Raw genomic sequence first — 26,918 nt, forward strand, 5'->3', positions numbered from 1 at the left:
CGCAGCTACTGGCCGGAGCCTGTCGTTGGGCCTCACTTGAGGTGATGTGGGGCCACCGCGACGTGGGGTCCGTCGATGCTGTGTTCGTGCAGGCCTTGCCGCCCGAGCGCAGCTCAGGTTTCTGGCGCGGAGGCTCGTGGAGAGGCCCCGAGCCCCCTTCTCCCTCAGGTCCAGGAACAGCCCTCCTGCGCTGTCGCGCCTCAGGCCCTCTTGCGCGCGGGCGGGATCAGGTACCCGCAGCTCCGGCCGAACCACCGCAGCACGTCGAGCGACGACAGGATGCCGACGACCTTTCCGTCGTCCGAGGTGACAGGCAGCCGGTGGACGCCCTCGTAGGCCATGAGCGACGCAGCCTGGCGGATGCTCGCGCTCTCGTGCAGCTGCACCACGACGGGCGTCATCACGTCGCGCGCGGCGGTCTTGACCGGCTCGTACACGTGAAAGCCCTGCTCGATGTCGAGCGGCGCGACGTCGTCCGGACGCAGGGTGAGCCGCTCCGATTCCTCGGTGTCGCCGCGCTCCTGCGCCGCCCGGAGCACGTCGGCCCGGGACACCATGCCGACCGGCTTGCCCTCCGCGTCGACGACCGGCATCCCGCTGATGCCGTGGCGCACGAGCAAGGTCGCTATCTCGTCCACCGTGACCTCCGGCCGGACGCAGATGACGTCCCTGGTCATGATGTCGGCGAGCGGCGTCTCCGGATCCAGCGACTTGCCGACGCCGCGCAGCACATCCGCGCGCTCCGCGCCCCGGCCCGCCGGGCCGGTATGGCAGAGGACGGACGTCGTGCGCGCGGTCGCGTCGAAGTGCAAGGCATGAAAGCGATGGCACGACTCGCACTCAGGCACCGTGGTCGAACGCTCCTTCACCGGACAGTAGACGGTCGCCAGGACCGACTCCTCGCCGTCGTCTCCGACGACGCGCGCGCTGCGGATCGTGTGCTGCGGGATGGGGTGCTCTCCATGGATCGGTCCAGGGCTCGTCATCGTCGTCTCTCCGGCTGCCCCGGCGTCCTTCGCTCGAGGCCCGTCATGCGTGGAGCACCGACCGTGCCATGCGTCGCCGCGACGTCGCCCGCTCCGGCGCGCGCGCCGGCCGGGAGCGACGCGACAACGTCGGTGCGCCACGTCTGCGCCCGCGCGCGCCGTTTGCGCCGCGACGAAGGAGATGCAGGCCGCCCGCCTCGCGCGGAGCCCGCTCCCGGCGTCTGCGCCGGGGCCTCACGCGGGCGCACTGGCGGCGCCCCGTGAGCAACCCGCCCTTGGTGCCGCGCGAAGAGCCCGACTCCGCATGCATGGCACGGGGCGTGCGAGCGCGTGCTGGGCAGGGCGGGTCCTCCCGCCGGTGCGGCCTCGCGAGGAGGCTGAGGAGGCTGTCATGTCGAGCGCGAGCGCAGCGAGTCGGTTCATCATCGTCGTCGGGGTCGACTTCTCGGAGCTGAGCAACCGTGCGCTGGATCAGGCGCTCGAGTCCGCTTGTTGCCGCGAGGACGCCGAGGTGCACGCGGTCTACGTCGAGCCCGAGAGCTGGATCGGCGTCGGGATCGCGAGGGTGCCCGCCGCGGCCACCAGGCCCGACGTGGCGCTCCAGCAGCTCCAGCAGCGCGCGAGCGAGCGCGTGCGCGCCATGGGCGGCAAGCTCGACGGCAAGCGGCTGAAGCGCGTCGTCGTCCACTTCCGCCGGGGCGCCGCCGCCGAGAACATCGCCCAGCTCGCCGCCGACCTCGACGCCGACCTCGTCGTCGTCGGCTCGCACGGCCACCGCGGGCTCGAGCGGCTGCTCCTCGGCTCGGTCGCCGAGCGCGTCTCCAGGCTCGCTCGCTGCCCGGTGTGGATCATGCGGCCGAAGGAGCACGCGACCGCGGGCCGGGTCCCCGAGATCGAGCCGCCGTGCCCGGAGTGCGTGAAGCACCGGGAAGAGACCGGCGGCGCCGCGCTCTGGTGCGCGCGCCACTCGGAGCACCACGTGCGCCCGCACCGCTATTCTTACGCGACCAACGGGGTCTACGCGGCGTCGAGCGCGGCTTATCAGGCGACGCCCGAGTGACGTGATCGCGAGGCGAGCTCGACCGGACTGAGCACCTGCCGCGCCGCGCGCCTGGAACTGGAACTGGAACTGAAACAGAGCGCCAGGCGTCGGCCTGGCAGACAGGCCTGAAGCCTGAGCGCCGAGCGTCGCTGCTCCCGTGTGCTGTCTGGTAGCTCCTGGCTCCTGATATCCATTCCCGCGGATCGCCCGGCTGATCACGAGCGCGCTGTCCTGCCGCGTATTGACGTTGGGGCACGCGCGAGGGATATACCGTGCCATGAAGCGGTCTTGCATCGTCCTGGCAGCCGGCGTGTTGTCCTTCTCCGCGTCCGCGATGGCGCAGCCGGTGAAGGTGTTCGTCCTCGCGGGGCAGTCGAACATGGTCGGCTTCGGGGTGGGCGCCGATCTCCCGGTCGAGCTCCGGAGCCAGCCGGACATCTGGTACGACCACTTCAACCCCGACGCGCGCCAGGGAGGGCCGTATGCCGCGGCGACGAGCACCGACTGGGGTCCGCTCGAGCCGAAGGGCGAAGCCCGCCGCTACGGGCCCGAGATCACGTTCGGCCGCACGATCGCCGCGGCGTACCCGGAGCACCGGATCGCGATCGTCAAGGTGTCGCAAGGGGGCACGAACCTCGTCGACCACTGGGGGCGCGGGCTCCCGCCGGACCCCGAGGCCCTCTACAAATCGCAGCTCTACCACGCGCTCTTCGGCAAGCTGGACTCGGCGACGTACGCCGACGATCGCGCGCTCGAGTACCCGGAGGAGGTGACGCGGCTCGACAACGCCCTGGCGCGGCTCGAGTCGGAGGGGCATGACGTCGAGATCGCCGCGCTCGTCTGGATGCAGGGGGAGAACGAGGCGGGGTGGTCGGCCGCGTTCCGGTACGGCGACGCGCTGCGCGCCTTCATCGCGGCGGTCCGCGGGGATCTCGGCGTCCCCGATCTGCCCGTCGTGCTCGGCCGGGTCAGCGACAACCTCTACCCGGCGAACGGCGGGCCGATCGCCGTCGGCAGGGAGGCGAACATCGACGCCGTGCGCGCCGCGCAGGTGACCGTGGCCGACGAGGATCCCCGGGTCGCGTGGGTCGATACGGATGACTTCGCCCCGCGGTCGCCCGACGATACGTACCATTTCGATTCCGCCGCCTACCAGGTCCTCGGACAGCGCTTCGCCGATGCGTATATCGCGCTGGCCAGCGCGGAGGGCTCGTCGAGCGCGTCCTCGGCGACCGGCGCCGGGAGCACGGGCGCGGGGGGAGGGGGTGCCACGGCCGGGTCGAGCGGGAGCGCCGGGGGCGGCTCCAGCGCGACCGGGGGCGGCTCCGGGGCGACCGGGAGCTCCGCGGCCGCCACGGGCGGCGCGGGGAGCGCGGGCGCGGACGGAGGGGGCGTCACGGTGGGGTCGAGCGGAGCCACCGCGACCACGGGCACGGGCAGCGCCGGGAGCGCGGCCGGATCGAGCGGGGCCGCGCCGGTGGGCGCGGGCTCGAGCGGCGGCTGCGGCTGCGGGATGGCCGGCGGCGCGGGCCCCGGAACGACAGCGGCGGCGCTCGGGCTGGCCGCGCTCGCGGGCCTGCGTCGCCGCCGCCCTCGCGGGCGGCAGGCCGGATGACGCGTCACCGGGGATGACGCACGGGAGATGAGGCACGGGAGATGGCGCCGCAGAGGCCCTTCGTGACGCCGAACGGGCCTCGGCGGGCGCTCACCGTCGCTGGCTCATTCCGGCCAGCAGGTACCCTCGTCGCACATGTAGCCTTCGCGGCAGTCGCTCGACGTGGCGCATGCCGTGAAGCAGAGGCCGGTGCCATCGTCGCCCGTCAGGCAGACGGAGCCGTCGGAGCACGCGGTGGTCGCGTCACAATCACTCGTGCAGTAGCCGCCGGGCCAGCCGATATCAGCCTCGGTGAGGCAGAACAGGCCGGCGCAATCGGCGTCGGCGGTGCACACGTCACCGTTGGCGCCCTCGCCGGGCGGCGGGGTGCAGCGGCCCGAGACCGCATTGCAGGTGGCGCCCTCCAGCGTGCACTGGTCGTCGCTGGTGCAGGCCGGCCAGCAGGTGTTGTCCTCAAGGCACCTGTAGCCTTCGCGGCAGTCGCTCGACGTGGTGCACTCGATCAAGCAGATGCCGATGGGGTCGCAGATACCGCCGTTGCAGTCGCTGTCCGCCGTGCATTCGCCCGTGCAGAAGCCGCCGGGCCAGCCGTACGTGCGCTCGTCGGCGCAGAGGGCGCTGGCGCACTCGCTGCTCGCCGAGCAAGACACGCCGTCGGCGCTCCCGTCCGACGGCGCGTCGCAGAAGCCTGACGCCTCGTCGCAGACGCCCACCTCCGCGCACTGCGCGTCGCTGGTGCACCTCGGCTGACAGAACCCGTTGATGCACCCATAGGCGTCGCGGCAATCGCTCGATTCCGTGCAAGCGGACAGACAGAAGCCGATGCCGCTCGACGTGAACCCGCAGGAGCCGCCGCCGGCACAGTCGCTGTCCGCCGCGCAGTCGCCCGTGCAGTAGCCGGCAGGCCAGCCGTAGATCTCCTGGATGCAGACCTCGCCCTCGCACGCGGCATCCGCCGAGCAGGAAGCGCCGTCGGCGCCGAGCTCGCCGCTGCCCCCGCCGCCGTCGCCGCCCGCACCCGTGGTGGCCGTGGTCGTGGCGGTGGTGGAGGTGACGCTGCCGCCGCCGTCGCCGCCGGTGCCCGTGGTGGCGGAGGTGGTGGAGGTGACGCTGCCGCCGCCGTCGCCGCCGGTGCCCGTGGTGGCGGAGGTCGTGGCGGTGGTGGAGGTGACGCTGCCGCCGCCGTCGCCGCCGGTACCCGTGGTGGCGGAGGTGGTGGAGGTGACGCTGCCGCCGCCGTCGCCGCCGGTGCCCGTGGTGGCGGAGGTCGTGGTGGCCGTGGTGCCGCCGCCGTCGCCGCCGGTGCCCGTGGTGGCGGCGGTGGTGGTGCCGCCGCCGTCGCCGCCGGTGCCCGTGGTCGCGCCGCCCGCGCCGCCGTCGCCGCCGGTGCCCGTGGTCGCGCCGCCCGCGCCGCCGTCGCCGCCGGTGCCCGTGGTGGCGCCGCCCTCACCGCCCGCGCCGCCGGTGCCCGTGGTGGCGCCGCCCTCACCGCCCTCGCCGCCGCCCGTCGTGCCGCCGCCGTCGCCGCCGGTACCGCTCGTCGTGGTGGTGCCGCCGCCCGCGCCGCCTCCTCCGGTCCCGGGGGGGGTCGTCACGTCGTCATCGCCGCACGCCGCGGTCGTCAACAGACTCAGCGCAAAGAGGTATACCAAAGATCGCATCTTCATCCGCAGCTCTCCAGCCGATGAGGGTCAAGTGACGCAGCGCCGTCGCTCGGAGGTGTCCAGCGCCGCCGCGTGGTCCACGCGCGCGCACATCTTCTGCCGAAACCGCACCGAAGCCAACGCTTCTTTATGCCCTCTCGGCTCTTTTGCGCAGGGAGCGACCGCGCATTCCGCGCCCGACCGCCAGCGCTCGCCCTCTCCCGGGCAACGAGAACGCAAGCCGCAGCTTTCCGACGGTCGCCGCCGCACTGCCGCGCTCGCTCCAGGCGCCGCGCTCTCTCCGTGATAACGGATGGCTCATTGCGGGTCGCAAGGTCCTTTTCTCCGCTCATCGCGCGAGTCCTCTTGAATCCCGCGCGCTCCTCTTGAGCGCGGCTCTCCCCGTTTCCAGATCGTTTCCACGGCACCGCAGCGGTCCTCCCGAGCGCCCCGCGCGCCGCGCCCGGTCCACGAGCGTGCCTCTCTCCTGCGGACCTCGCGCAGCCTCGCTCGCGCGCCACACACACACACTTGCCCGCGCCACCCGCCAGCGCGCGGTCGCTGCGCTGAATACCCTCCTGCGCTCACCTGGCCCGACCCAGGCGGCGACGCACTTCGCGGCTGTCGGACGAAGGCTGCTTGGACGATTGACCGGTCTCTCGGCGGACTGGTATAGGTAGCTGTTTTCTTTTGACCGAATTTTACAGCCACAGTCGAGGCGAGAGACGGTCGAGCGCGGTGTGCGCAGGTGGAGGGTACCTGGGGCTTTCGGCTCCAGCGACGCCGTTTGCCCTTGCCTGCCTCGCGGCGGCGCGCAGCGCCTCGGCGCGACCCTCTCTCGCTTCGGCCATAGGATGAGGAGACCACGATGCGTGTCAGACACGTGATGGCCACAGCAGCTCTCGCCGGTTGGTTCGCGGCCTGCGCCAGCTCGAAGGCGGGTGAGCCCCTGGAGCCGGTGTACGCGACGGTCTGCGAGGCGCGCTGTGCCTGCGAGGACTGCTCCGGGGACAAGGATGGCCTGTGCGAGGCCGAGCAGGAGGCCCTCGCGGAGAGGGCCGAGCAGCGCTGCCAGGACGAGCACACGGCGTACATCGAGTGCGTCCGCCTGGAGGGCCGGTGCGTGGACGGTCATCACGTGGCCGAGGTGTGCGACGAGGCGGAGGCGGCCCTCCTGGGCTGCCTCGATCCGGACGATGAAGAACGCTGTTCCACCGCGGGTGACGGCACCTGCGATGAGCCGCAGGGCACCGGCGGCTGTCCGGTCGGGACCGACCCCGACGACTGCCGCTCTTTCTGCCCATACACCGGCAACGGCGTCTGCGACGAGCCCGAGAACACCGGCCTCTGCCCGGCGGGCACCGACGTCGAGGACTGCGAGCCCCCGCGGTGCGATCACGTGATGGACGGGACGTGCGATGAGCCCGAGGGCACCGGTCAGTGCGCGGAGGGGACGGACGTCGACGACTGCGCGGCGCCGACCTGCGCCGACACGAATGACGGCGCCTGCGACGAGCCCGAGGGCACCGGTCAGTGCGCGGAGGGGACGGACGTCGACGACTGCGCGGTGGAGCCGTGCCTCACCACGAACGACGGCGAGTGCGACGAACCCGAGGGCAACGGGAGCTGCGCCGAGGGCACCGACGTGAACGACTGCAACGACCTCGGCACCTGCGACAACCTCCGCTCCTGCGGCAACGAGACGTCCGGGTGCGTCGCGTGCGCGAACGAGGGGAGCTGCGCCGACGAGCTCGCGGCGTGCGTCAGCGACAACGAGTGCATCTACTTCAGGCAGTGCGCCGTGACCTGCGCGAAGGGCGATGCGGCCTGCCTGAGCGCGTGCGAGAGCCAGCGCCCCGCCGGAGCTGCCCTGTACCGGCTCTACGACAGGTGCGTCCACTGCAGCGAGTGCCGTATCTCGTGCAACAAGCGCGGCATCTTCGGGTGCTGATCCTCGGCGGCTCCCGGCGCTCCTCGTCTGCAGGAGCGCGGGGCCAGGGGCGCGGGGGCGCGCCGGCAGGCCCGTTCTGGTAGCATCGCGCCGCTTGCCGGAGCTCCCTCTCTCCCCAGCCGATCTCCACGCCGTCCTCGAGCCGCTCCACAGCGCCCGCCCGCTGCCCGCACGCGCCTACTGGGACGAGGGCGTCTTCGCCTTCGAGCAGGCCGAGATCTTCGGGCGCTCTTGGCTCTGCGTCGGGCGGGAGGACGAGCTCGCCCGGCCCGGAGAGTGGCTGCTCGCGCCGCTGACGCCGGCAGGGGTGCTCGTCGTCCGCGGCGCCGATCTGGAGATCCGCGCGTTCCACAACGTCTGCCGCCACCGCGCGGCGACGCTGCTGGAAGGCGCGTGCGGCCGGGTGGATCGCCTCGCGTGCCCCTATCACGGCTGGACCTACGAGCTCTCCGGCGCGCTGCGCGCCGCGCCGCACGCGCCCCCGGGCTTCGACCGCGGCGCGCACGGGCTGCTCGGCGTGCGTGCGGGCGCCCTCCTCGGCTTCCTCTTCGTGACGCTCGACCCGGACGCGCCGGCGCTCGAGCGCGCGCTCGGCGAGGCGCCGCCGTGGCTCGCGCGCCCCGAGCTGCGCTCGCTCCGGCGGGGCCGGCGGGTGGAGTACGAGGTCGCCGCGAACTGGAAGCTCTGCGTCGAGAACTTCCAGGAGTCCCACCACTTCCCGCGCGTGCACCCCGGGCTGGAGCGGCTCACCCCGTGCGACGACGCGGTCTCCTGGGGCAGGGGCGGCCCGTGGCTCGGCGGGATCATGGACCTCGCGCCCGGCGCCGATACGGTGTCGACCACGGCGGCGCGCGGCGCGCGGCCGCTCGTCGTCCCCGAGGCGGAGCGGCGGCGCGTGCGCGACGCGATGCTCTTCCCGGGCCTGCTGACGAGCCTCCAGCCCGATTACCTGCTCACCTACCGGCTCACCCCGCGCGCGCCGGACCGGACCCTCGTGGTCGCCGACACGCACTTCCACCCGGCGGCGTTCTCCCCCGGCTTCGATCCGGGCGACGTGTTCACGTTCTGGGACACCGTGAACCGCGAAGACCGCGCGATCTGCGAGCGCCAGCAGCGCGGGATGCGCGCGCCGGGGTACGCCCCGTCGGCGTACGCCACGGTGGAGGACGGCGTGCACGCCTTCGACGGCATGGTCGCGCGCAGGTACCTCTCGGCCGTCGGCGAGAGCGAGAGGACAGCATGAGCAAGCTCTGCGGCCTGTGGGGCCGGCCCTACATCGACCTCTCGTCGCTGATCGACACGTCCTGCTTCGCGGAGCTCGATCGCGAGATCGTGCTCGGGCTCTGCCGCGTCGAGCCCTCGTACACCGGCGGCAGCCTGAAATGGATGGGCGTCGTCGCTCCCTGGGTGCAGGAGGACCCGTATGTGGACTACGGGCACGTGATCGGCGGCTTCTCGCGCGAGGAGTTCCGCGAGTTCGTCGCGCTCGCTGACGACCCGTCGGCCTTCGAGCTCGACCGGCAGCGGGAGTACACGTTCGGCGATGAGACCGAACACCCGCTGACGCGGGCGCAGATGCTGTACCTCAAGTACCGTTACGGCGTCTATTTCCCGTGGAAGGTCTGTTATCACCTCCTCGAGAACGACCGCTGGGAAGACAAGCACTCGGGCGCTGGCAAGGACTTCTCCGAGGAGGCGGGGGCGGTGTTTCCCCGCACGGTGGAGTTCATCCGGAGCTTGCCTTTCGTCGAGATCGGGCGGTGTGTGATCTTCGGTCTGGAGGCGAACGATCACGCGCCAGCGCACCGGGATGCCGAGCCGGGGAGCGCGCTCGGGGCGGCGCAGTCAATCTCGTTCGCGCCGCGCGGCGGCAAGCGGTTCTATCTCTGCGACAGGGAGGGGGAGGAGCGCACGATCGTGCGGGCGCCGATCTACTGGTTCAACGACATGGACTATCACGGCGTGGAGCCGGACCCGTTCTTCCGGTACTCGATCCGGGTGGACGGGGTGTTCGAGCCCGAGTTCGTGCGACAACTCCAGCGGCTCCACCGGCGGTAGGGGGAGCACCCGACCCGGGGAGCACCCGACCCGGGTTGAGTCGCCGAGGCGGAGCACCCGACCCGGGTTGAGTCGCCGGAGAGAGCCGACCCGGGTTGAGTCGCCGGAGAGAACCGACCCGGGTTGAGTTGCGGGGCGACCCGGGTTGGGTCGGCTGGGCAGTTGGCCGGCGAGGGGATCCAACTCACGTTGATTGCCCCGGTCGAACCATCGATCACGTCAATTTACCGAGATGCTCCGTTCAATCCCGTCGTGTCCAGTCGGAGAGTGAGCTGGCTCCTCGTGATCCGCGCGCCATGGCGCTTGCGTGTCTCAGCCATGCCGCACGCGTGAGTGCGCTACTGTCCGCTCCGTGCTCTCTCGAGATGAGCGTTCCCCTCGACGATACGTTGAATCATCGCCCGATCGCTGTAAGGCTCGTTCACTCGGCGCCTACGTCGTAAGAACGACGTCGTTCACGCTGGCGCTGTGAAATGTGCACATCCACCATGTTCCGGCCGGGAATACAGCGGTGCGTACACCGGCGCGCCATCGCTCGAGCGCAGCGCGGTACGACGCACGAAATGTCCGCACAGCGGCAGCAGCGATTCGCCACGCGCGACCCTGCTGACGGCCGACCGCGAACGTCGGATTGCGATCGCGCAGCGCTTCGGAGCTCGTCGCTCGCTCGTAGGGGGAAATCGCGCTGACTCGTTTGACGCCTAGGAAGCGGAGCCCTTGACGTCGTGCCTCCGCATGAATCTGCGCTTCGAGTCGTCCGAGCTCGGCCGCCACTTCACCGCGAAAGCTCTCCGCGCCAGCCTGTTCATAGACCGGCGGCAGCGCGAGCGAGAGTGTCACGCTCTTCGGCCACAGGGGATTGTCCGGGTCGAGATACACCGAGGGCCGCGTCGCGTGCAGCACGCCGCGACCGAGCTCGCCCACATCGACCTTGGCGCCGGGCCACTCTGAGGCATGTGGGACGAGGCCAGCGGCCACCGGGTTCGCCAGGACGTAGGCGGTCTTCTCGACCACCGCCGCGCGCGTGAGGAGCCGCACGACGCTCGTGGCTTCATGGTCCCATACCGGGCCCTCCCACTTGCGGAGCACTTTTGTACCGAGCGCTACGATGCGATGGAAGAATTGCAAGAATCGCGGCAAGACGCCCTTCGTGTCGGTTACGACGAGGTGCAGGTGCGATGACATCGCGCAGAGCGCATGCACTTCGATGCTGTATCGACGAGCAGAGACGGCGAGGGCGTAGACGAGGAGCTGGGTGATGGCGGCGTCGGGGCGGAAGAGGAGGTGCCGGCGCAGGACGCGACGGGTAATCATATAGGTGGCGCCGGGGACGATCTCGCGAGGCTGGCTCATGGCCAGCATGCATCAACAAACTCTGTGCCGGCGGCGTTGCTCGATGATTTTGACGATTCGTTTCGTGCCGGGGGTGGCGGCCGCCACCTTGCCCGTCAGGTCCGCCACCCCAAGCAGCGCGCCACCACTGCCGCGCGCTACCTCTTCCGGCCGCCTCAACCTGGGTGGGGTCGCCTCAACCTGGGTGGGGTCGCCTCAACCTGGGTGGGGTCGACCACAGCGCAGCGAGCACGGCCATGCCGCCGCGCCCCGCGATCGACGTCGCCGGTCGCATCGTGCTTGCCGCCGCATGTGCCCGCCTTCAGAAGGAATGGCCCTGCCGCGAGGCCCGTCGAATGACCCACGAGATGCGCATCACCCCACCCGACGTTAAGGCCCACACCGAGGCGGAGCTCGCCCTGCGCGCGAGCGAGGATCGCTTCGCCTCGTTCTACGCCGGCTGCCCCGTCGCGCTCTTCACGACCACGCCCGAGGGCCGCTTCATCGACGCGAACCGCGCGTTCGCGCGCCTCCTCGGCTACGCGGACCATACGTTGTTCCTCGACCTGCCCGTCCCGAGCTTCTACGCCGACCCGCGCCGGCGGCAGGAGATCATGGGCATCCTCGACCGCGACGGCGCCGTCCACGGCCACGAGGTCGAGTTCGTGCGCCTCGACGGCACGCGCGTGTGGGTCAGCATCAGCGCGCGCGCCATCCGCGACGCGACCGGGCGCGTCGCGCGCTACGAGGGCGCGCTGGAGGACGTGACGCCGCGCCGAACGGCGCAGGACATGCTGCGCCTCAGCGACCAGCGCTTCCACCTGCTCTCCAAGGCCACGAACGACACCCTCTGGGACTGGGACTTCACCACCGGCGCGATCTGGTGGAACGAGAACTTCGAGCGAACGTTCGGCTACCCGCTCGACCAGATCGAGCCGGGCGTCGAGAGCTGGACGCGCCGCATTCACCCGGACGACGTCGAGCGCGTCTCCCGCAGCATCCACGACGCCATCGACGGTGTCGCGACGACGTGGAGCGACGAGTACCGCTTCCGCCGCGCCGACGGCGAGTACGCGTACATCTACGATCGCGGCCTCGTGCTGCGCGACGCGGGCGGGAAGGCCGTCCGCATGCTCGGCTCGATGATGGACGCCACCCTGCAGCGCCGGCAGCAGATCCTCCTGGCGTGGCAGCGCAAGGTGCTCGAGAAGATCGCCCTTCATCAGAGCCTCGAGGAGACGCTCGACACGCTGTGCCGCGACGCCGAGGAGCATTCGGCGGGCCGCCGCTTCAGCGTCCTGCTCGCGAGCGACGACGGCCGCCTCCTGCTCCACGGCGCGGCGCCGAGCCTGCCGGAGACGTACAACAAGGCCGTGCACGGGCTGGTCATCGGCCCGAGCGCCGGATCGTGCGGCACCGCCGCCCATCGCCGCGCGCCGGTCGTGGTGGAGGACATCGCGACCGACCCGCTCTGGGCCGACTTCCGCCACCTCGCCCTGCCGATCGGGCTGCGCGCCTGCTGGTCCACGCCGATCGTCTCCTCGCGGGGAGAGGTGCTCGGCACCTGGGCCGTGTACAGGTCGACCCCCGGTGCGCCGACGGCCGCCGACGAGGAGGTCGTCCGCGTCGCGACGCGCCTCGCCGCCCTCGCCATCGAGCGCTCCCGCGCCGAGCGCGCGCTCCAGGAAAAGGAGGAGCGCCTCCGCGCGGCGCTCGACGCCTCGGCGACCGGCACGTTCCGCTGGGACCCGGCCACCAGCGCGCTCGACTGGGACGAGAACCTCGATCGGCTCTTCGGCCTGCCGCCGGGCAAGACCGCGCGCCACATCGACCAGTTCACGAGCCTCGTCCACCCCGACGACCGGGAGCGCGTCCTCGCCGCGCTCGAGCGCTGCGTGCGCGAGGGCGCCGACTTCGACCTGGAGTTCCGCGTGGTGTGGCCCGACGGCAGCGTCCACTGGCTCCTCGATCGCGGCCGCATGCTCCGCGACGCCGAGGGCGGGCTGCTCTACATGACCGGCGCGTGCACCGACGTCACGGTGCGCATGAACGCGGAGGTCGCGCTCCGCCAGCGCGCGGACGAGCTCGCGACGCTCACGGAGGCGCTGCAGCGCACGAACCGCGAGCTCGATCAGTTCGCCTACATCACGTCGCACGACCTCAAGGCGCCGCTGCGCGGCATCGCGAATCTATCGCAGTGGATCGAGGACGACGTGGGCGAGCACCTCACCGACGAGTCGAGGCGGAACCTGGAGCTCCTGCGCAACCGCGTGCAGCGCATGGACGCGCTCATCGACGCCATCCTCGCGTACTCACGCATCGGGCGCGTCCGGGTGCCCACCGAGGTCGTCGCCGTGGGGCCGCTCATCGACGAGGTCGTGGACCTCCTCTCGCCGCCAGAGGGCTTCCGCGTCGAGGTCGACGGGCCCCTGCCCACCATCGTGACGGAGCGGGCGCTGCTCCAGCAGGTCTTCATGAACCTCCTCGGCAACGCCATCAATCACCACCACGACAAGCCCGGCGGCCGCGTCGTCATCTCCTGCGCGGACGCCGGCTCGCGCTGGCGCTTCACGGTGGCGGACAACGGACCCGGCATCGCGCCGCGCTACCACGAGAAGGTGTTCGTCATCTTCCAGACGCTGGAGGCGCGGGCGAAATCGGGCGGCACCGGGATCGGGCTCGCGCTCGTCAAGAAGATCGTGGAGAGCAGCGGCGGCGCTGTCGCGCTCGACTCCGACGTCGGGCGCGGCGCGGCCTTCACGTTCACCTGGCCCAAGGCATGAGGCGCGGCGCTGCCGGGCGCGTTCGTCAGGGCCCGGCCGCCGCCGGCTCGGCGGGCGGGGTCGCGGTCGGTGGAGCCGCGGCGGCCGCCGGCTCGGCGGGCGGGGTCACGTCGGGTGGGGGCGCGAGGAGCGCCGGAGCAGGGGCTCCGCTCACCACGAGGTGGATGAACTGCAGCTTCGCCACGGCGACGCGGGGGAGCACGAACGGGTAGAAGTCGTGCTGGCCCATGCTGCGCGACATCTCGTTGAGCACGGCGGTCAGCTCCACCCACGCGTTGACGAAGCCGAGGAAGCTCTTGGCCCCCGGGTCGTCCGGTCGCCAGAGCGCGTCGGCGCCCCAGGGCTCGACGTCGAGCTCCACCTCATCGGCGTCGATGCCGAAGCTGAGCGCGGTGTCCACGGTGTCGACCATGTGGAGGTAGTGGGCCCAGGTCTCGGCCCAGTCCTCCCACGGGTGCATGCTCGCGTAGGCGCTGACGAAGCGCTGCGGCCAGTCGGCGGGCGGGCCCTGCTCGTAATTGGCCTTCAGCGCGGCGGCGTAGTCCTGCTGCTCGTCACCGAACAGCTCCCGGAACGACGCCAGCCAGCCGGTGTCGCGCACCAGCCGGTCCCAGTAATAGTGGCCGACCTCGTGCCGGAAGTGCCCGAGCAGCGTGCGGTAGGGCTCGCGCATCGCCGCGCGGATGCGCTCGCGCGTGGCGTCGTCGGCCTCCTCGATGTTCAAGGTGATCACGCCGTCGGCGTGGCCGGTCATCACCCGCGGGCCGTCGGGCGGCGAGGCGAGGAAGTCGAAGCAGAGGCCGCGCTCCGGGTCCTCGCTGACCTTGGATTTCACCGGCAGGCTCAGCGCCACGAGCTGGGACACCAGCCGCCGCTTGGCCGTCTCGATGCGACGCCACAGCGCCTGGTGCTCGGCGTTGCCGGCGTCCGGGATGGTGCGGTTGAGCCGGCACGCCGTGCAGAACGCGGGCGCGTCGTCTGCCTCGACCGGGACCAGCCAGTTGCAGCCCGACGCCGAGTCGAAGTTGCCGCAGCGCCTGTAGAGCCGCGGCGGGTCCGACGTGTCGTCCCAGAGCTGCCAGGTGCCCTCGGTCGGACCAGGCTTCAGCGGCAGCACCTTGGCGCGCTCGATCTCGTAACCGAGCGACGTCTTGCAGGCCAGGCACTGGCTGTTGCGGAAGAACACCGGCCTGTCGCACTGGCAGCGATAGGCGCGCGGGGCGGTGGGTTGCTTGACTGGTTTCCACGCGCTGCTCAGGCGCGCGCTCAGCGTGTCGAATCGGGTGGGCATGGTGGTGGGGAGATCTCGATAGGGGCGGGCGTGGCCGCCCGCTGTTCGCAACTTCGCAATATTCGCAAGCGATGTGCCAGGCATGCCAGGCGGTGCTCGCGTCTCTGAATGGATTTTTGCCTGGCGGCCGGTCTCCGGCGGGACGGGTGTCCAGCCCGGAGCTCGACGCCTGGGCCCTGGCGCGGCGGTTCGCGCGGACGTCGCGGAGTGTCTCAGTGTGGCGAAAACGCCGTCCGTTCGGACGGGCGGCCGGGTAAGTCGCGCGCGACGGGCCGATTCCGACGAGCCGTGGCGCCTAGAGGCGGCGGATCCAGGCGCGCAGCGCCGCGAGCCCGGCCTCGTCGACCACCTCGGTCCCGAGGGGCGGCATCGAAGGCCAGTCGGGATCGCGCCGCCGGGCGCGCTCCACCACGTCGCTCTCCTCGGGATCGCCCGGGTCGATCACCTTGCCCACGGCGGTGCGGTACGTGGCCGTCGCCTCGACGGAGGAGAGGTCGCCGACCCGGAGCGTGAGATCGAAGCTGCGATACGGGTCGTAGCAGCGCGCGCCGTCGCTCTCCGGGCGGCGCTGGTTGTGGCAGTGGCTGCAGTTCGCGTGCAGCCACCCGAGGGCGGCGCGCGCCACGGCGTCGCCGGGCAGCTCGACGGGCGTGGGCGGAGGTTCCGAGAGCATCCCGCGGGCGACGACCTCGTCGAGGTCGACCTCGCCAGGGCTCGCGGCGAGCTGGATCGCGGAGAACCCGAGCACGCGGCCCTCCGTCCCGCCGTGGCAGCCCATGCACTCGGCCGCCGCGGGCACGTCGTGCGGTGTCCCGCGCGCGTCCACGGCGCCTCCGGGCGTCGCGACCGCGTCGGTGCCGTCCGCGTTCCAGACGTAGGCGAGCGCGGCCCAGTCCTCGGGGGCGGAGCCCACCTTGGCGAGCACGCGGGTCTCGACGAGCACGCCGTCCCTGCGGAACTCCTTCCAGAGATGGGTTCCCTCGGGGAACTGCCATGCGTCCTGGTCGGCGGTGTCGATCTGCGCGCCGGGCGGCAACCGGATGAACCGGCGCTTCTCCGCGCCGTCGCTCCAGAGCTCGAATCCGGGCTCGTAGGCCACCGCGTCGCGCGCGACCGTGCCCGAGGCGATGTCGGCGTACAGGCCGGTCTGCGACAGCGCGGCTGGCAACGCGGACTGACGCCCAGGATCGGGCGCGTCACAATGGCGGAAATCGTCGCAGCCGGCGGCGGCGAGGCCGGCGGCGGCGATGCAGAGAAGGGTGGCTCGAGGGGGAACTGGGCCTCTCTCTCGGTCGGGCATGGCCGTATCTAGGCAGGCGCGATGTGCCATCTCCAGTGATGGTTCGTGATAGATGTCATCATCGTGGTGAATCTATCGACCATCGACCTCAACCTGCTCCACGTCCTCGCGGTCACGCTCGAGGAGCGCAGCGCGACGCGCGCGGCGCGGCGGCTCGGCGTCACGCAGTCGGCGGTCTCGAACGCGCTCGCGAGGGCGCGCGAGCTCCTCGGCGATCCGCTGCTCGTCCGCGACGGCCGCGGCATGGCGCCGACGCCTGCGGCCGAGGAGCTGCTGCCGGAGCTCGCCGCGGCGATGGGGCAGCTACGGGCGGTGATCGAGCACCGGAGGGCGTTCGATCCGCGCACGTCGACGCGGGAGCTGACGCTGGCCTGCGCGGACAACTCGCAGATCGCGGACGTGCCGCCCGTCGCGGCGGCGCTCGCGCGGGAGATGCCGCTCGCGCGGCTCCGCGTGGTGAGCATCGATTACCTGGTGGCGGCGGGGGGCATGTCCGCGGGCGGGATCGACGTGGCGATCGGGCTGCGGAAGCGCGACCCTGGGCTGCGCGTCGCGCCGCTTTACCGGGACCCGACGGTCGGGGTTGTCCGTCACGATCACCCGATCGTGCGCCAGCGTCTGACGCGGGGTTCCTTCCCGCGGCTCGGCTTCATCGACGTGCACATCCCGCTCGGCCGTCCGGGCCGAGGTCACGCCATGGTCGAGCAGGCGCTCCGCGCGCAGGGCCTGGTCCGCCGGATTGTCCTGGTGGTTCCCGGGTTCGCGGCCGCGGCGATGGCGGCGGCGGGCAGCGACCTGGTGGCGTTCATGCCTCGCCGCGTCGCCGTGGCGCTCGGGTCGCACCTCGCGTTCCGGATCGTGGAGCTGCCCGTGGAGGACCTCGGGCACGAGATGTGGCTCGCATGGCATGAGCGGACCCACAAGGACCCGGCGGCGGCGTGTCTGCGGCGGGTGATCCAGGAGACGCTGCGGGGGGTGGACGGGCCTGTGGTTCGACCCGACCCAGGTTGAGGCGGTTCGACCAGACCCAGGTTGAGGCGATTATCCACCTGGGCTGCTATCTGTTGCTCTCACGGCAACCGACCCGGGTTGCAGCAACCCGACCGAGGTTGGGGTGGATCCCGACCCAGGTTGAGGTGGTTCATCCACTTTGGCTGCTATTTGTTGCTTTCACGGCAACCGACCCAGGTTGGGGTAGCCGGGGGAGCCGGGTAGCCGCGACCCAGGTTGGGGTAGCCGGCTCTCACTGCAGCCGACCCAGGTTGGGGTAGCCGCAGGTTGGGGTAGCCGCGACGCTACGACCCCAGCCGCTCCATCGCGTCTACCGCCGCGCGCCGGAGCGCCTCTCCCTGGTAGACGACCGCCCCCGCGTGCCCGGTGTCGAGCCACCGCAGCTCGCTCGCCCGCCAGAGCGCGTGGAGCTCCTCGACCTGCTCGGCGAACACGTACCCGTCGCGGCGCCCGCCCACGATGACAACGGCATCGAGCCGCCGCGGCGCCGGGTGCCGGTCGAGGTCCGCAGCGCCGAACAGCGCCGCCAGCCGCGCCCGCGCCGCCGCCGCCCCGCCCAGCGCCTCGAACTCGATGCTGATCGACAGCATCCCCTCGGTGAACACCGGCACGACGCTGCGCCCCGCGCCGAGGACCGCCACCGCGAGCGGCCGCGCCGTCACCGCCGCCGCCAGCGCCGCCGACACCCCGCCCATGCTGAAGCCGACGACCCCGATGCGCTCGTACCCCTCGCGGGCGAGGTGCTCCACGAGCGCCCGCGTCTCCTCCACCGTCGCAAGGTTCATCAGCAGATGCTCCGCCACCGTCCGGATCGCCGTGGCGCGCTGCCCCGCCGGCCGCCGCAGCCCGTACAGCGCGTTCTCCAGCAGGAGCACCTCGATGCCTTCGCGCGCGGCGAGCGGCCGCCACAGCCGTGTCCGGCTCGCGAAGCCCTCCTCGCCGGACGCCGCCAGCGCAACGTAGACCGGCCGCCGGCGCCCCCGCTCGGGCGCCGCCGGCGCGATGCGCCGCACGAACGCCGTGCTCGCGCAGGGCGGCAGCCCGGGGCACGCCGCCGGGAACCAGCCGTCGGTCACCTCGACCGGCCCCTCCCGCCGCGCCCGCCCCCACGTGACCTCCGCCGCGCGCGGCGCCTCAGCGAACCGCGCGACCGTCGGCACCCGCTCGAGCACCCCCTCGTCCCCCCAGCCGCCCGCGAACAGCCGGCGGCGGCGCGTCAGCACGGCGGCCGCGTGATCCAGCCAGTGAACGGAGCGTGATCGCAGCACGTCCCTCACTCCGCCTCGTCCAGCACCACGCCCCGGGTGTTGAAGCGCAGCACCTCTTTCCCGTCCTGGTTCCAGCAGCCGCCGCTCATCGCGAGGCGCACGCGCCCCGCCTCCGGCACGACCTCGGTGATGGTCGCCTCGCAGCGGATCGTGTCCCCGGTGAAGACCGGCCGCAGGAACTCGAACGTCATCTCCCGCGCTAGATAGTCGATCTCGCCGCCGAGCCGGGTCGGGATCGTCGCCGTGAGCAGGCCGTGCACGACGCGCCTGCCCTGCGCGTCCGGCCGGGCGTGATGCCGCCCGGCGTCGCCGGAGATGCGCAGGAACTCGAGGACGTCCTCGTCCGTGAAACAACGCTCGCACCCCGACACATCGCCCACCTGAAAGGGACGCCCACGCTTCATGCTGCCATCCTCCTGTCCCGCGGTTCGCCTCGTGAAACCGAGCGCGCCTCCCCACGCCCCGCCGAGATAGACGATGGCCGCGCGCTGCGCCAGCATCATCGACAGCGCCAGCAGGCAGTCCAGCGCGTAGACGCGGCGCCGTCGGTCGAGGTGCTCACCTGAGGAATCCCCTCATTTAGCAGCCCTTTTCAGCGGAGAAATTGAACAGGGAGGCGGAGAGACAGGGAGTGTTCCGAAGATTTTCCTCCCCGCCTCCCCGCCTCCCCGCCTCCCTGTGAATCTTCCGAAGATTTTGAGGGTATGCTTCAGGGTGCTCACGCCGGGGGAAGAACAGCCGCTCTCCGAGGGTGCCTGTCTGCCGCGCCGACAGACTCTCCAGCGCCGAGAAAGCCGACCAGCGCGCTCAGCCTTGTCTGCCGCTTCCTCCACGTTCGTTCCTGCCGCGACAGATCCATTGCGGGCGACCCTTGTTTCATCCGTGTACCTCTCGCGCGGACAGGAGCATGACCGCTCGAGCTCATGACTCGATGGCTTGTGATGGCTCGTGCGAGCGCCACCGCGCTTCGTCAGCTATCTTCCGCGGGCCGATGAACGCCAATGTCCTCGCGTGCGCTCTCGTTGTCTCCCTCCTCGCTGCGTGCTCCAGGACGCCGTCGGAGGCCGCGTCGACGGACGCAGGCGCGGCCGCGAGGAGCGGCGCGCGACTCCGCATCGCCGTCGTGCCGAAGGGGACGACGCACGAGTTCTGGAAGAGCGTGCACGCGGGCGCGGTGAAGGCCTCCCGCGAGCTCGACGTCGACGTCGTGTGGAAGGGGCCGCTCAGGGAAGACGACCTCAAGGCCCAGATCGACGTCGTCGCGAGTTTCGTCGCGCAGGGGGTGTCCGGCATCGTGCTCGCGCCGCTCAACGACGCGGCGCTGAGGGCGCCGGTGCGCGCGGCGGCGCAGGCGAAGATCCCGGTGGTCGTGTTCGACTCCGATCTTGCCGGCCACGAGCACGTGAGCTTCGTCGCGACCGACAACCACGCGGCCGGCAAGCTCGCCGGAGAGCACCTCGGCAAGGCGATCGGCGACAAGGGCAGGGTCGTCATGCTCCGCTACCAGGAGGGCTCGGCGAGCACGCAGCGCCGTGAGCAGGGCTTCCTCGACGCGGTGCGCGCCCTGCCCGGCGTCACGATCGCGAGCGAGAACCAGTACGGCGGCGCCACCACGGAGACGGCGTTCAAGCGCAGCGAGAGCCTGCTGCTCGCGCTCGGCGCGGCGGAGGGGGCGATCGACGGGGTGTTCACCCCGAACGAGTCGACGACCTTCGGCATGCTGCAGGCGCTCCGCAAGACGAACGTCGCGAGGAAGGTGAAGTTCGTCGGCTTCGACACGTCGGAGAAGCTCCTCGGCGCGCTGCGCGACGGCGACATCGAGGCGCTCGTCGTGCAGCACCCGTTCAACATGGGGTACGTCGCCGTCAAGACGATGGTGGCGCACCTCCGCGGCGAGCCGGTCGAGAAGCGCATCGACACCGGCTCGCGCGTCGTCACGAAGCAGGACCTCGACGACCCGGCGGTGCAGGAGATCGTGAGCCCCGATCTCGCCAGGTGGCTCGGGGAGTGAGCGGCCCATGGCCGGAGCGCGCGCGCCCCTCCTCGAGGTGACGGGCCTCGCCAAGGCGTTCGGCCAGAACGCGGTGCTGCGGGGCGTCTCCCTGCGGATCGCGCCCGCGAGCGTCCACGCGCTGCTCGGCGAGAACGGCGCGGGCAAGAGCACGCTGACGCGCGTCCTGCTCGGCATGGAGCGCGCGGACGCCGGGACGCTCCTGCTCGGGGGAGCGCCGTATGCGCCCGCGTCGACCGAGGGCGCGCGCCGCGCGGGCGTCGTCCTCGTCCCGCAGGAGCGCACGCTCTGCGCGCACCTCACGGTCGCCGACAACGTGATGCTCGGGATCGAGCCGACCGCGCGCGCGCGGCCCGGGATCCGGGACCGCGAGCGCGCTCGCGCCGTCGCGCGTCAGGCGATCTCGCTCGTCGCCGCCGACCCGGCGCGCGTGCCGCTCGACGCGCGCGTCGGCGAGCTCGGCGTCGCCGATCAGCAGCTCGTCGAGCTCGCGCGGGCGCTCGCGCAGGGCGGCCTCCGCGAGGACGGGCGCCTCGACGCGCGGCTCCTCGTCCTCGACGAGCCGACGTCGAGCCTGGGTCACGACGACGCCGCGCGCCTGTTCGATCGCATCCGGACCCTGCGGGACGCGGGCCTCGCGGTGCTGCTCGTGACGCACTTCCTCTCGGACGTGCGCGCGCACGCGGACCGCTACACGGTCCTCCGCGATGGCCGCGTCGCCGGGGAGGGCGACCCGCGCGAGACCGAGCCGGCGCAGATCGTCCGCGAGATGCTGGGCCGCGCGCTCGAGGAGGCGCGCGCGAGCGGGGCGCCCGAGGCGGCGACCCCGGACGGCGGCGAGGTGGTGCTCGACGCCAGGGACGTCTCCGGCGTGAAGCGGCCGGAGCGCGCGTCGCTGACGCTCCACCGGGGCGAGATCCTCGGCATCGCCGGCCTCGTCGGCTCGGGGAGGACGGAGCTCCTGCGCATCCTCGCGGGGCTCGACCCGAAGCGGAGCGGCACGGTCACGCTGCGGGCTCGCCGCGGCGTCGGACTCCTCAGCGAGGATCGCGGCGGGGAAGGGCTGATGCTCGGCCGCTCGATCGCCGAGAACGTCTGGCTCTCCCCGCGCGCGCCGCGCCTCGCCGCGCCGGGATCCCTCCTCGCGGAGGCGGCGCGCTGGATCGAGCGGCTCGCGATCCGCGCCCGGGGCCCGGATCAGCGCGCCGGTGAGCTCTCGGGCGGCAACCAGCAGAAGGTCCAGATCGCGCGCCTGCTCCGCGAGGACTTCGACGTGCTCCTCGTCGACGAGCCGACGCGCGGCATCGATGTTGCGAGCAAGGCGCAGGTGCTGTCGCTGCTCCGTGATCTCGCGGGCGCCGGCAAGGCGATCGTGCTCGTGTCGAGCCAGCTCGACGAGCTCGTGACGACGTGCGACCGCGTCGCGGTTCTCCGTCGGGGGATCCTCGAGCCGCCGCGGCCCGCGTCGTCGTGGACGGAGGCGTCGCTCCTCCTGGAGGCATCCTCGTGAAGAAGCGTCCGCCGTGGGTCGGTCCGCTCGTCGCCCTGGTGCTCGTCTACGCGCTCTTCGCGGCGCTCACGCCCGACACCTTCCTGCGCAGCGAGAACCTGCTCACGATGGCGCGGCAGACGGTGGTGGTCGCCATCTGCTCCGTCGGCATGACGCTGGTCATCGCGACCGGCGGGATCGATCTCTCCACGGGCTCGCTCGTCGCGTTCACGACGGTCGTCCTCGCGACCCTCCTGCGCGCGGGGGTGCCGGCGCTCCCGGCGGCGCTCGCCGCCGCGGCGGCGGCGGGCCTCGCGGGCGTCCTCACCGGCGCGCTCGTGGGGCGCGCGCGGATGATGCCCTTCGTCGTGACGCTGGGCACGATGAGCGCGCTCCGCGGCGCCGCCAAGGGGCTCGCGTCCGAGCAGAAGATCGACGCCGATCCGCGCGGGCTCGACGCGCTGCTCTCGGCCGACCTCACCGCGCCCGGGCTGTGGATCACCGTGGCGCTCGCGCTCCTGGTCTTCGCCGTCCTCACCTTCACGCGCTTCGGGCGCCACGTGTTCGCGGTGGGCAGCAACGAGGCCGCCGCGCGGCTGTGCGGCATCGACACCGGGCGCGTGAAGATCGCTGTGTACACGCTCTCGAGCCTGCTCGCCGGCGTCGCGGGCGTCATGGAGTTCTCGACGCTGACGGTCGGCGACCCGACCGATTCGGTGGGCCTCGAGCTCGAGGTCATCGCGGCGGTGGTCATCGGCGGCGCGCCGCTCTCCGGCGGCGAGGGGAGCGTCGCGGGGAGCGTGATCGGCGCGCTGCTCATCACGACCATCCGGACCGGCGGCGTCCACCTCGGGCTGCCGAGCTGGGTGCAGGAGATCGCGACGGGCGCGATCATCGTTGTCGCGGTCGCCGTCGATCGGGCGCGGCGCGCGCGCGGCGTCAGCGCGGCCGCGCGATGAGATCGACCATCCTCCGCGCGATGTCCGTGAACGTATCCTCGGCCTCCGGGTCGTCCGGCAGCCGGTCCGGCAGGGTGGGGCGCGTGCGGTGGACATGGTAGCGCTCGGGCAGGCGCGCCCCCGGGAAGGCCCGGTGCAGCTCCGCCATCCCGCCGAGGAGCGCCACGAGCGCGCCCATCGTCGCCGTGCCGTTGTCGGAGTCCCATCCGGACAGGGTGCCGATCTGCACCGTGCGCGGGAAGCTCCCCTCGCCGAACAGGAGGGCCATGGTCCCGGTCGCCAGGTTGATCGCGGACTCGGTGAACCCGCGATAGACGAAGCCGTGCGCCCCGGCTTGCTCCTGGTAGCGACGCGCGATGGCGTCGCGGACGGCCTCCCAGTCGTCGCGATCCTTGCTCGCCAGATACCCGGAGACCACGAAATCGATGACGTCGGCGGCCTTCGACGCATCCGGCAAGTAGCTCCTCGCCTCGCGGACGATGCGCAATATCTCCTCTCGTCGTGGCTTTTCCGGATCGACGGTCGCCGCGAGCGAGAAGAGGAGGACATGGAACTGCGCGGCGTGCGCGGCGTGCTCCCAGGCCGTGGTCCGGATGGGGAGATCGGCGATCCGCAGCGCGAGCTCCGGCCTGCCGGGCGCGAGGGCGCCGAAGATCTCCGTGGTGAGCTGCGCGTCGATCTGGAGCGACTCCGGGTTGAGCGCCGGATCGCTCGTGGCGGGGGGCAGCACGCCCCGCTCCATGAGGTCGCGCGCCCGCCGGTTGGAGACCCAGATGAAATCGTTGATATGCGCCCGCCACCCGTCCCGGATCCCCTCGGGAGAGAGGAAGAGCGTCCCCGCCTCGGTCATGAGGTGCAGGTAGACGTATTCGACGTCGGTGTCGTCGTCGGCCGGGCAGGGATCGGGCAGCACGAAGTCGATCCGCGCCCCGTCGCGGCCCAGCGGTCTTCCCCAGTCGGCGTCGGTGAAGAAGGGGCGCCCGACGCGGACGCCCTCGGTGCGCAGCCCTGTCCAGTTGGCAATGCAGGCGCCGACCCACATCGCGCGGAGTCGCTCCGCGTACGCTGCGCGATCGAGCCCCCTTCGCGGCGGGGAGGACATTCCCGTCGGCTCCCGTTGCTCCCCACGGTCGTCGAGCGCGCGGCTCGGCGCGCTGCCTGCGCCCGCGGGCGGAGATAGCGAGAGCAGCGCGAGAAGCAGGCCGCTCCACCGCGCAGAGCTCCCGCGCCGGGATGAACCTTCGGCACGCCGTCGATCGCCGTGAGTGCGCATGGATTGCTCGTCGAAATGCGCGCCCGGAGCGTCGCGCCTGGTCTCGCTTCGCGGTGGTGCAAGCGCGATACCGTATGTCCCCGCTACCCCGGTGACATCTTGCCCTTAGGTTGTGATCATGAGCGCCCGAAGTCTCGACGGGGCCGCCGCCGGCGCGCACCTGGATCTCCCCATCTCCCGCGCGGTCCACGACCTCCTCGACGCGCCGGGCGCCACGGCGCCGAGCGTCGCGTCGATCGATCCGGTGCTGGAGGATCTCCTCTCCTTTCATCCCGGGTGGATGACGCGGAGCGTGACAACGCACGACCCTGCCGGCGGCAACGACGATGGATATCGCGCGGGGGTCGCGCTCGAGGGGGAGCACCGGGTCCTGTTCCATGCCCGGGGCGAGGGGAGGATCACGCGGATCTGGATGACGGCCCCCCGCGCGGAGCTCGATAAGCCGGACCAGGAGCTCTGGATCGAGATCGACGGACACACGGTCTTTCGCGGGTCACCCCACGATTTCTTCGAGGGTCGGGGCCCCTGGAGATCGCCGCTCGCGCTCGGCATCGACGCGAGCTCGGGCGCGTTCACCAGCTATGTCCCGTTCGCGTGGTCCAGCGAGGCGAAGGTCCGATTCCGGGGCGTTCGCATCTACTACCAGGTCACCTACCGCGAGGGCCCCGGCGCCGCGTCGGGTCCGACGCCCGAGGAGCTCGCGCGGTTCATGGCCGAGGACTGGACCGCCGCCCTGCCCGCGCGATCGCACCGCCACGGGCCGAGCTTGGGCGCCCCGCTCGTCCTCGCGACAGGCCCTGCGACGGTATCGGGCCTCGACCTCCTCATCCCTGCGGGGCGCTTGAAGGACCTGGTTGTGCGGGTCGGCGGGCAGCCCGTACCCGCGTCGTTCTTCTTCGGCCTGGCCAGCACGGGCACCGAGGCCGACGGCGGATGGACCACCTTCCGGAGCGCGCTGCACGCCGCCCGGGCGCCCGACGCCTCGGGCGTCGGCAGGCTCGCGACGCGCCTGCCCATTCCGCTGGCCGAGGGAGAGGCGCTCTCGATCGAGGTCGCGGAAGGGGGGGAGATCGCGGGAATCGAGGCGGCCGTCACCCTCGCGACCGCGCGCCCCGGCGTGCGGCTCCTCGCGCATTACCGCGATCAGGAGGCCCCTGGACGCGAGACGACGATGCCCTTCTTCGAGAGCGACGAGCCGCTCCAGTTCGTCGGCCTCCTCGAGCACCTCGGCGGCGGGCGTCTCGGCGACCGGTTGTACCTCGAGGGGGACGAGATGATCCGGACCGACGGGATGTCGTATCCCCTCCAGATCGGGACCGGCACCGAGGACTACTATAACGGGGGGTTCTATTTCATCGGCGCGCACAGCAATCCTTTCAGCGGCCAGCTCCGCTTCATCGTCCACGATCCCGAGGACGACTGGAGGAACGCCCGGTTCGAGCATTCCCTCTACCGCCTGCACGTGGCCGACCCCATCGTGAGCCGCTCCGGCATGCGCTTCGGCATGGAGGCCGGGCCTACCGGGGCCTATGCGCCCCTGCGGGTGCGCTCGCTCGGCCTCGCCTATGCATTCTCGGATCATCGGGTGATCGGCGAGCAGAAGGTCCGCGCGCGAGGGCGCCGGCGCCTCGCGCGCTCGGCCGTCGACGCCGAGCGCACGGCGCCCCGGCGGCGCTTCCGGCTCCGCGAAGCCCGCGGGATCACCCGGATCGAGGTCCAGTGCCCGCCCGACGCGCGCGGGCTCTTGCTCCTCCGCGCGTATTCCGCGGAGAAGACCCCCCAGACGGCCCGCGTGAGGCTCGACGGGCGGGAGGTCGGCGTGATCCACGAGATGCTGGCGAACCCCGTCCGGCCGCTCGCCGAGGACGCGCTCTGGATCGACCTGCTCCCCGGCGAATGCGGTGGAGGCAGGCGCCCGGTCCTCGAGATCGACGCGACCGGCTCCCCCGCGCCGTGGAGCGAGAGCAGCTACACGCTGCGGTTCTTCTCCGGACCTCCCGCGCCGCAGCTCACGCAGGGCCCGGCCGTGAAGATCTTCGACGCCCACGACCTCCCCGGGGGGCCGTTCTACGTGAACGACCACTCGATCCTCCAGCTCGCCGACGGCCGGTGGATCCTCACAGGCATCTTCCACCACGAGCCGTATCGGCCGGAGCTCGAGCGCGAGTTCGTCCTCGCCACGGCGCCCGGTCCCGGGCCGGAGCGCTGGATCGAGGCCGCCTCGCCGAGCTTCTCGATGGCTCCCGAGGGCTTCGCCGCCCGCGCCATCGCGGACGAGCGCTGGATCTGGGCCCCGCACATGGTCCGCGACCGAGACGGCAGCCTGGTGATGGTCTTTCACGTGGGCACGCACGACCCCGACCGATTTGGCTTCCGCATCGCGCGCTCGCGCGACGGCATCCGCTGGGCCCGCGAGGGAGGGACGCTCTTCGAGGACATCTGCGTCGCGCGCGATCCCATGCTCGTCCGGCTCGCCGATCTCTGGGTGATCTATTACACGCGCTGCGCGTCGCGGGAGTCGCCCCGGAGCGGGGTCGCCTACCGCACGTCGCTGGATCTCGTGCGCTGGAGCCCGCCGGCCATGGCGCTCACGCTCGGGCCGGAGACCGCGATGCCCAACAGCGGTCACACCGAGTCTCCTTTCGTGTTCGAGCGCAAGGGGTGGTTTTACCTGACGTTCACGAGCTACCCCGTCGACTACGACGCCACGTTCGTCCACCGTTCGCGCTCGCCGTTCGCGTTCCCGCCGCGCCCCATCGCCCGGCTCCGCGCGCACGCGGCCGAGTGGATCGCGGAGGGAAGCGACTTCGACAAGGGGCGCCTGTTCTTCACGCAAGCAGGCCCCGGCAAGGGCGGCGTGTTCCTCCAGGAGCTCTTCGGCCTCTGAGCCGCGCGCGTCGGCCCTC

19 protein-coding genes are annotated in these 26,918 nt (G+C 71.9%); 11 read left to right on the forward strand and 8 right to left on the reverse strand.

Annotated elements, in window-relative coordinates; all coding sequences use genetic code 11:
- Positions 1 to 200: 200 nt before the first annotated feature.
- Complete coding sequence (locus tag WME96_RS16830; RefSeq protein WP_437291132.1) at positions 201 to 986, reverse strand: CBS domain-containing protein; 786 nt, start codon at positions 984 to 986, stop codon at positions 201 to 203.
- A 391-nt stretch (positions 987 to 1,377) separates the two neighbouring features.
- On the opposite strand from WME96_RS16830, the gene WME96_RS16835 reads away from it, so the two are divergent.
- Both WME96_RS16835 and WME96_RS16840 read left to right on the forward strand, forming a co-directional pair.
- Positions 1,378 to 2,046: a universal stress protein gene (locus tag WME96_RS16835; protein WP_437291133.1), complete on the forward strand. Its 669-nt coding sequence runs from the start codon at positions 1,378 to 1,380 to the stop codon at positions 2,044 to 2,046.
- Between the two features lie 259 nt (positions 2,047 to 2,305).
- Positions 2,306 to 3,643, forward strand: coding sequence for a sialate O-acetylesterase (locus tag WME96_RS16840; RefSeq protein WP_437291134.1), 1,338 nt, complete (start codon positions 2,306 to 2,308; stop codon positions 3,641 to 3,643).
- 104 nt (positions 3,644 to 3,747) lie between these two features.
- On the opposite strand, the gene WME96_RS16845 is transcribed toward WME96_RS16840, so the two are convergent.
- Positions 3,748 to 5,304 (reverse strand): hypothetical protein, encoded by a 1,557-nt coding sequence (locus WME96_RS16845; protein WP_437291135.1) that lies wholly within the window; start codon positions 5,302 to 5,304, stop codon positions 3,748 to 3,750.
- Between the two features lie 850 nt (positions 5,305 to 6,154).
- Between WME96_RS16845 and WME96_RS16850 the strand changes: the two genes are divergently transcribed.
- The 3 genes from WME96_RS16850 to WME96_RS16860 all read left to right on the forward strand — a co-directional run bounded on the left by WME96_RS16850 (position 6,155) and on the right by WME96_RS16860 (position 9,295).
- Entirely contained in the window at positions 6,155 to 7,237 is a 1,083-nt protein-coding gene (locus WME96_RS16850; protein ID WP_437291136.1) for a latent transforming growth factor beta-binding protein, read from the forward strand.
- Between the two features lie 94 nt (positions 7,238 to 7,331).
- The gene (locus WME96_RS16855; protein WP_437291137.1) at positions 7,332 to 8,480 is read left to right on the forward strand and encodes an aromatic ring-hydroxylating oxygenase subunit alpha; all 1,149 of its coding nucleotides are present in this window, start codon (positions 7,332 to 7,334) and stop codon (positions 8,478 to 8,480) included.
- A complete protein-coding gene (locus WME96_RS16860) occupies positions 8,477 to 9,295 on the forward strand; it encodes a hypothetical protein (protein ID WP_437291138.1) in 819 nt (272 codons plus the stop codon). Before WME96_RS16855 ends, WME96_RS16860 begins: the two co-directional genes overlap by 4 nt.
- Positions 9,296 to 9,727: 432 nt before the next feature.
- Here WME96_RS16860 and WME96_RS16865 read toward each other — a convergent pair whose 3' ends face one another.
- Positions 9,728 to 10,648: a transposase gene (locus WME96_RS16865; RefSeq protein ID WP_437292325.1), complete on the reverse strand. Its 921-nt coding sequence runs from the start codon at positions 10,646 to 10,648 to the stop codon at positions 9,728 to 9,730.
- A gap of 347 nt (positions 10,649 to 10,995) precedes the next feature.
- On the opposite strand from WME96_RS16865, the gene WME96_RS16870 reads away from it, so the two are divergent.
- Positions 10,996 to 13,410, forward strand: a complete 2,415-nt coding sequence (locus tag WME96_RS16870) for a PAS domain-containing protein (RefSeq protein ID WP_437291139.1) — start codon at positions 10,996 to 10,998, stop codon at positions 13,408 to 13,410.
- 25 nt (positions 13,411 to 13,435) lie between these two features.
- Here the strand turns inward: WME96_RS16870 and WME96_RS16875 are convergent, their stop codons facing one another.
- Positions 13,436 to 14,701 (reverse strand): zinc-binding metallopeptidase family protein, encoded by a 1,266-nt coding sequence (locus WME96_RS16875; RefSeq protein ID WP_437291140.1) that lies wholly within the window; start codon positions 14,699 to 14,701, stop codon positions 13,436 to 13,438.
- 295 nt (positions 14,702 to 14,996) lie between these two features.
- The gene (locus WME96_RS16880) at positions 14,997 to 15,869 is read right to left on the reverse strand and encodes a hypothetical protein (RefSeq protein ID WP_437291141.1); all 873 of its coding nucleotides are present in this window, start codon (positions 15,867 to 15,869) and stop codon (positions 14,997 to 14,999) included.
- A 177-nt stretch (positions 15,870 to 16,046) separates the two neighbouring features.
- Here WME96_RS16880 and WME96_RS16885 point away from each other — a divergent pair, with 177 nt between their 5' ends.
- Positions 16,047 to 17,012: a LysR family transcriptional regulator gene (locus WME96_RS16885; RefSeq protein ID WP_437291142.1), complete on the forward strand. Its 966-nt coding sequence runs from the start codon at positions 16,047 to 16,049 to the stop codon at positions 17,010 to 17,012.
- Positions 17,013 to 17,296: 284 nt separating this feature from the next.
- Here the strand turns inward: WME96_RS16885 and WME96_RS16890 are convergent, their stop codons facing one another.
- A complete protein-coding gene (locus WME96_RS16890; RefSeq protein WP_437291143.1) occupies positions 17,297 to 18,280 on the reverse strand; it encodes an alpha/beta hydrolase family protein in 984 nt (327 codons plus the stop codon).
- A gap of 5 nt (positions 18,281 to 18,285) precedes the next feature.
- Complete coding sequence (locus WME96_RS16895; protein WP_437291144.1) at positions 18,286 to 18,684, reverse strand: hotdog domain-containing protein; 399 nt, start codon at positions 18,682 to 18,684, stop codon at positions 18,286 to 18,288.
- 587 nt (positions 18,685 to 19,271) lie between these two features.
- On the opposite strand from WME96_RS16895, the gene WME96_RS16900 reads away from it, so the two are divergent.
- From WME96_RS16900 to WME96_RS16910, 3 genes are read left to right on the forward strand one after another with little or no spacing between them, the layout of a single operon-like run.
- Positions 19,272 to 20,291, forward strand: a complete 1,020-nt coding sequence (locus WME96_RS16900) for an ABC transporter substrate-binding protein (RefSeq protein ID WP_437291145.1) — start codon at positions 19,272 to 19,274, stop codon at positions 20,289 to 20,291.
- Between the two features lie 7 nt (positions 20,292 to 20,298).
- The gene (locus tag WME96_RS16905) at positions 20,299 to 21,801 is read left to right on the forward strand and encodes a sugar ABC transporter ATP-binding protein (protein WP_437291146.1); all 1,503 of its coding nucleotides are present in this window, start codon (positions 20,299 to 20,301) and stop codon (positions 21,799 to 21,801) included.
- Positions 21,798 to 22,739 carry an ABC transporter permease gene (locus WME96_RS16910; RefSeq protein ID WP_437291147.1) on the forward strand — a complete coding sequence of 314 codons (942 nt, stop codon included), beginning with the start codon at positions 21,798 to 21,800 and terminating at the stop codon, positions 22,737 to 22,739. Before WME96_RS16905 ends, WME96_RS16910 begins: the two co-directional genes overlap by 4 nt.
- Here the strand turns inward: WME96_RS16910 and WME96_RS16915 are convergent.
- Positions 22,720 to 23,781, reverse strand: coding sequence for an ADP-ribosylglycohydrolase family protein (locus WME96_RS16915; protein ID WP_437291148.1), 1,062 nt, complete (start codon positions 23,779 to 23,781; stop codon positions 22,720 to 22,722). The genes WME96_RS16910 and WME96_RS16915 overlap by 20 nt on opposite strands.
- Positions 23,782 to 24,130: 349 nt before the next feature.
- Between WME96_RS16915 and WME96_RS16920 the strand changes: the two genes are divergently transcribed.
- Complete coding sequence (locus tag WME96_RS16920; RefSeq protein WP_437291149.1) at positions 24,131 to 26,899, forward strand: DUF2961 domain-containing protein; 2,769 nt, start codon at positions 24,131 to 24,133, stop codon at positions 26,897 to 26,899.
- The last annotated feature ends 19 nt before the right edge of the window (positions 26,900 to 26,918 follow it).

It is taken from the genome of Sorangium sp. So ce406, assembly GCF_051474675.1.
GTDB lineage: Bacteria > Myxococcota_A > Polyangia > Polyangiales > Polyangiaceae > Sorangium > Sorangium cellulosum_G.

Excerpts from the sequence above, each read along its gene's own strand:
- WME96_RS16830 (WP_437291132.1), bottom strand. The coding sequence starts at position 986 with ATGACGAGCCCTGGACCGATCCATGGAGAGCACCCCATCCCGCAGCAC.
- WME96_RS16835 (WP_437291133.1), top strand. The coding sequence starts at position 1,378 with ATGTCGAGCGCGAGCGCAGCGAGTCGGTTCATCATCGTCGTCGGGGTC.
- WME96_RS16840 (WP_437291134.1), top strand. The coding sequence starts at position 2,306 with ATGAAGCGGTCTTGCATCGTCCTGGCAGCCGGCGTGTTGTCCTTCTCC.
- WME96_RS16845 (WP_437291135.1), bottom strand. The coding sequence starts at position 5,304 with ATGCGATCTTTGGTATACCTCTTTGCGCTGAGTCTGTTGACGACCGCG.
- WME96_RS16850 (WP_437291136.1), top strand. The coding sequence starts at position 6,155 with ATGCGTGTCAGACACGTGATGGCCACAGCAGCTCTCGCCGGTTGGTTC.
- WME96_RS16860 (WP_437291138.1), top strand. The coding sequence starts at position 8,477 with ATGAGCAAGCTCTGCGGCCTGTGGGGCCGGCCCTACATCGACCTCTCG.
- WME96_RS16865 (WP_437292325.1), bottom strand. The coding sequence starts at position 10,648 with ATGAGCCAGCCTCGCGAGATCGTCCCCGGCGCCACCTATATGATTACC.
- WME96_RS16870 (WP_437291139.1), top strand. The coding sequence starts at position 10,996 with ATGCGCATCACCCCACCCGACGTTAAGGCCCACACCGAGGCGGAGCTC.
- WME96_RS16875 (WP_437291140.1), bottom strand. The coding sequence starts at position 14,701 with ATGCCCACCCGATTCGACACGCTGAGCGCGCGCCTGAGCAGCGCGTGG.
- WME96_RS16895 (WP_437291144.1), bottom strand. The coding sequence starts at position 18,684 with ATGAAGCGTGGGCGTCCCTTTCAGGTGGGCGATGTGTCGGGGTGCGAG.
- WME96_RS16900 (WP_437291145.1), top strand. The coding sequence starts at position 19,272 with ATGAACGCCAATGTCCTCGCGTGCGCTCTCGTTGTCTCCCTCCTCGCT.
- WME96_RS16905 (WP_437291146.1), top strand. The coding sequence starts at position 20,299 with ATGGCCGGAGCGCGCGCGCCCCTCCTCGAGGTGACGGGCCTCGCCAAG.
- WME96_RS16915 (WP_437291148.1), bottom strand. The coding sequence starts at position 23,781 with ATGTGGGTCGGCGCCTGCATTGCCAACTGGACAGGGCTGCGCACCGAG.
- WME96_RS16920 (WP_437291149.1), top strand. The coding sequence starts at position 24,131 with ATGAGCGCCCGAAGTCTCGACGGGGCCGCCGCCGGCGCGCACCTGGAT.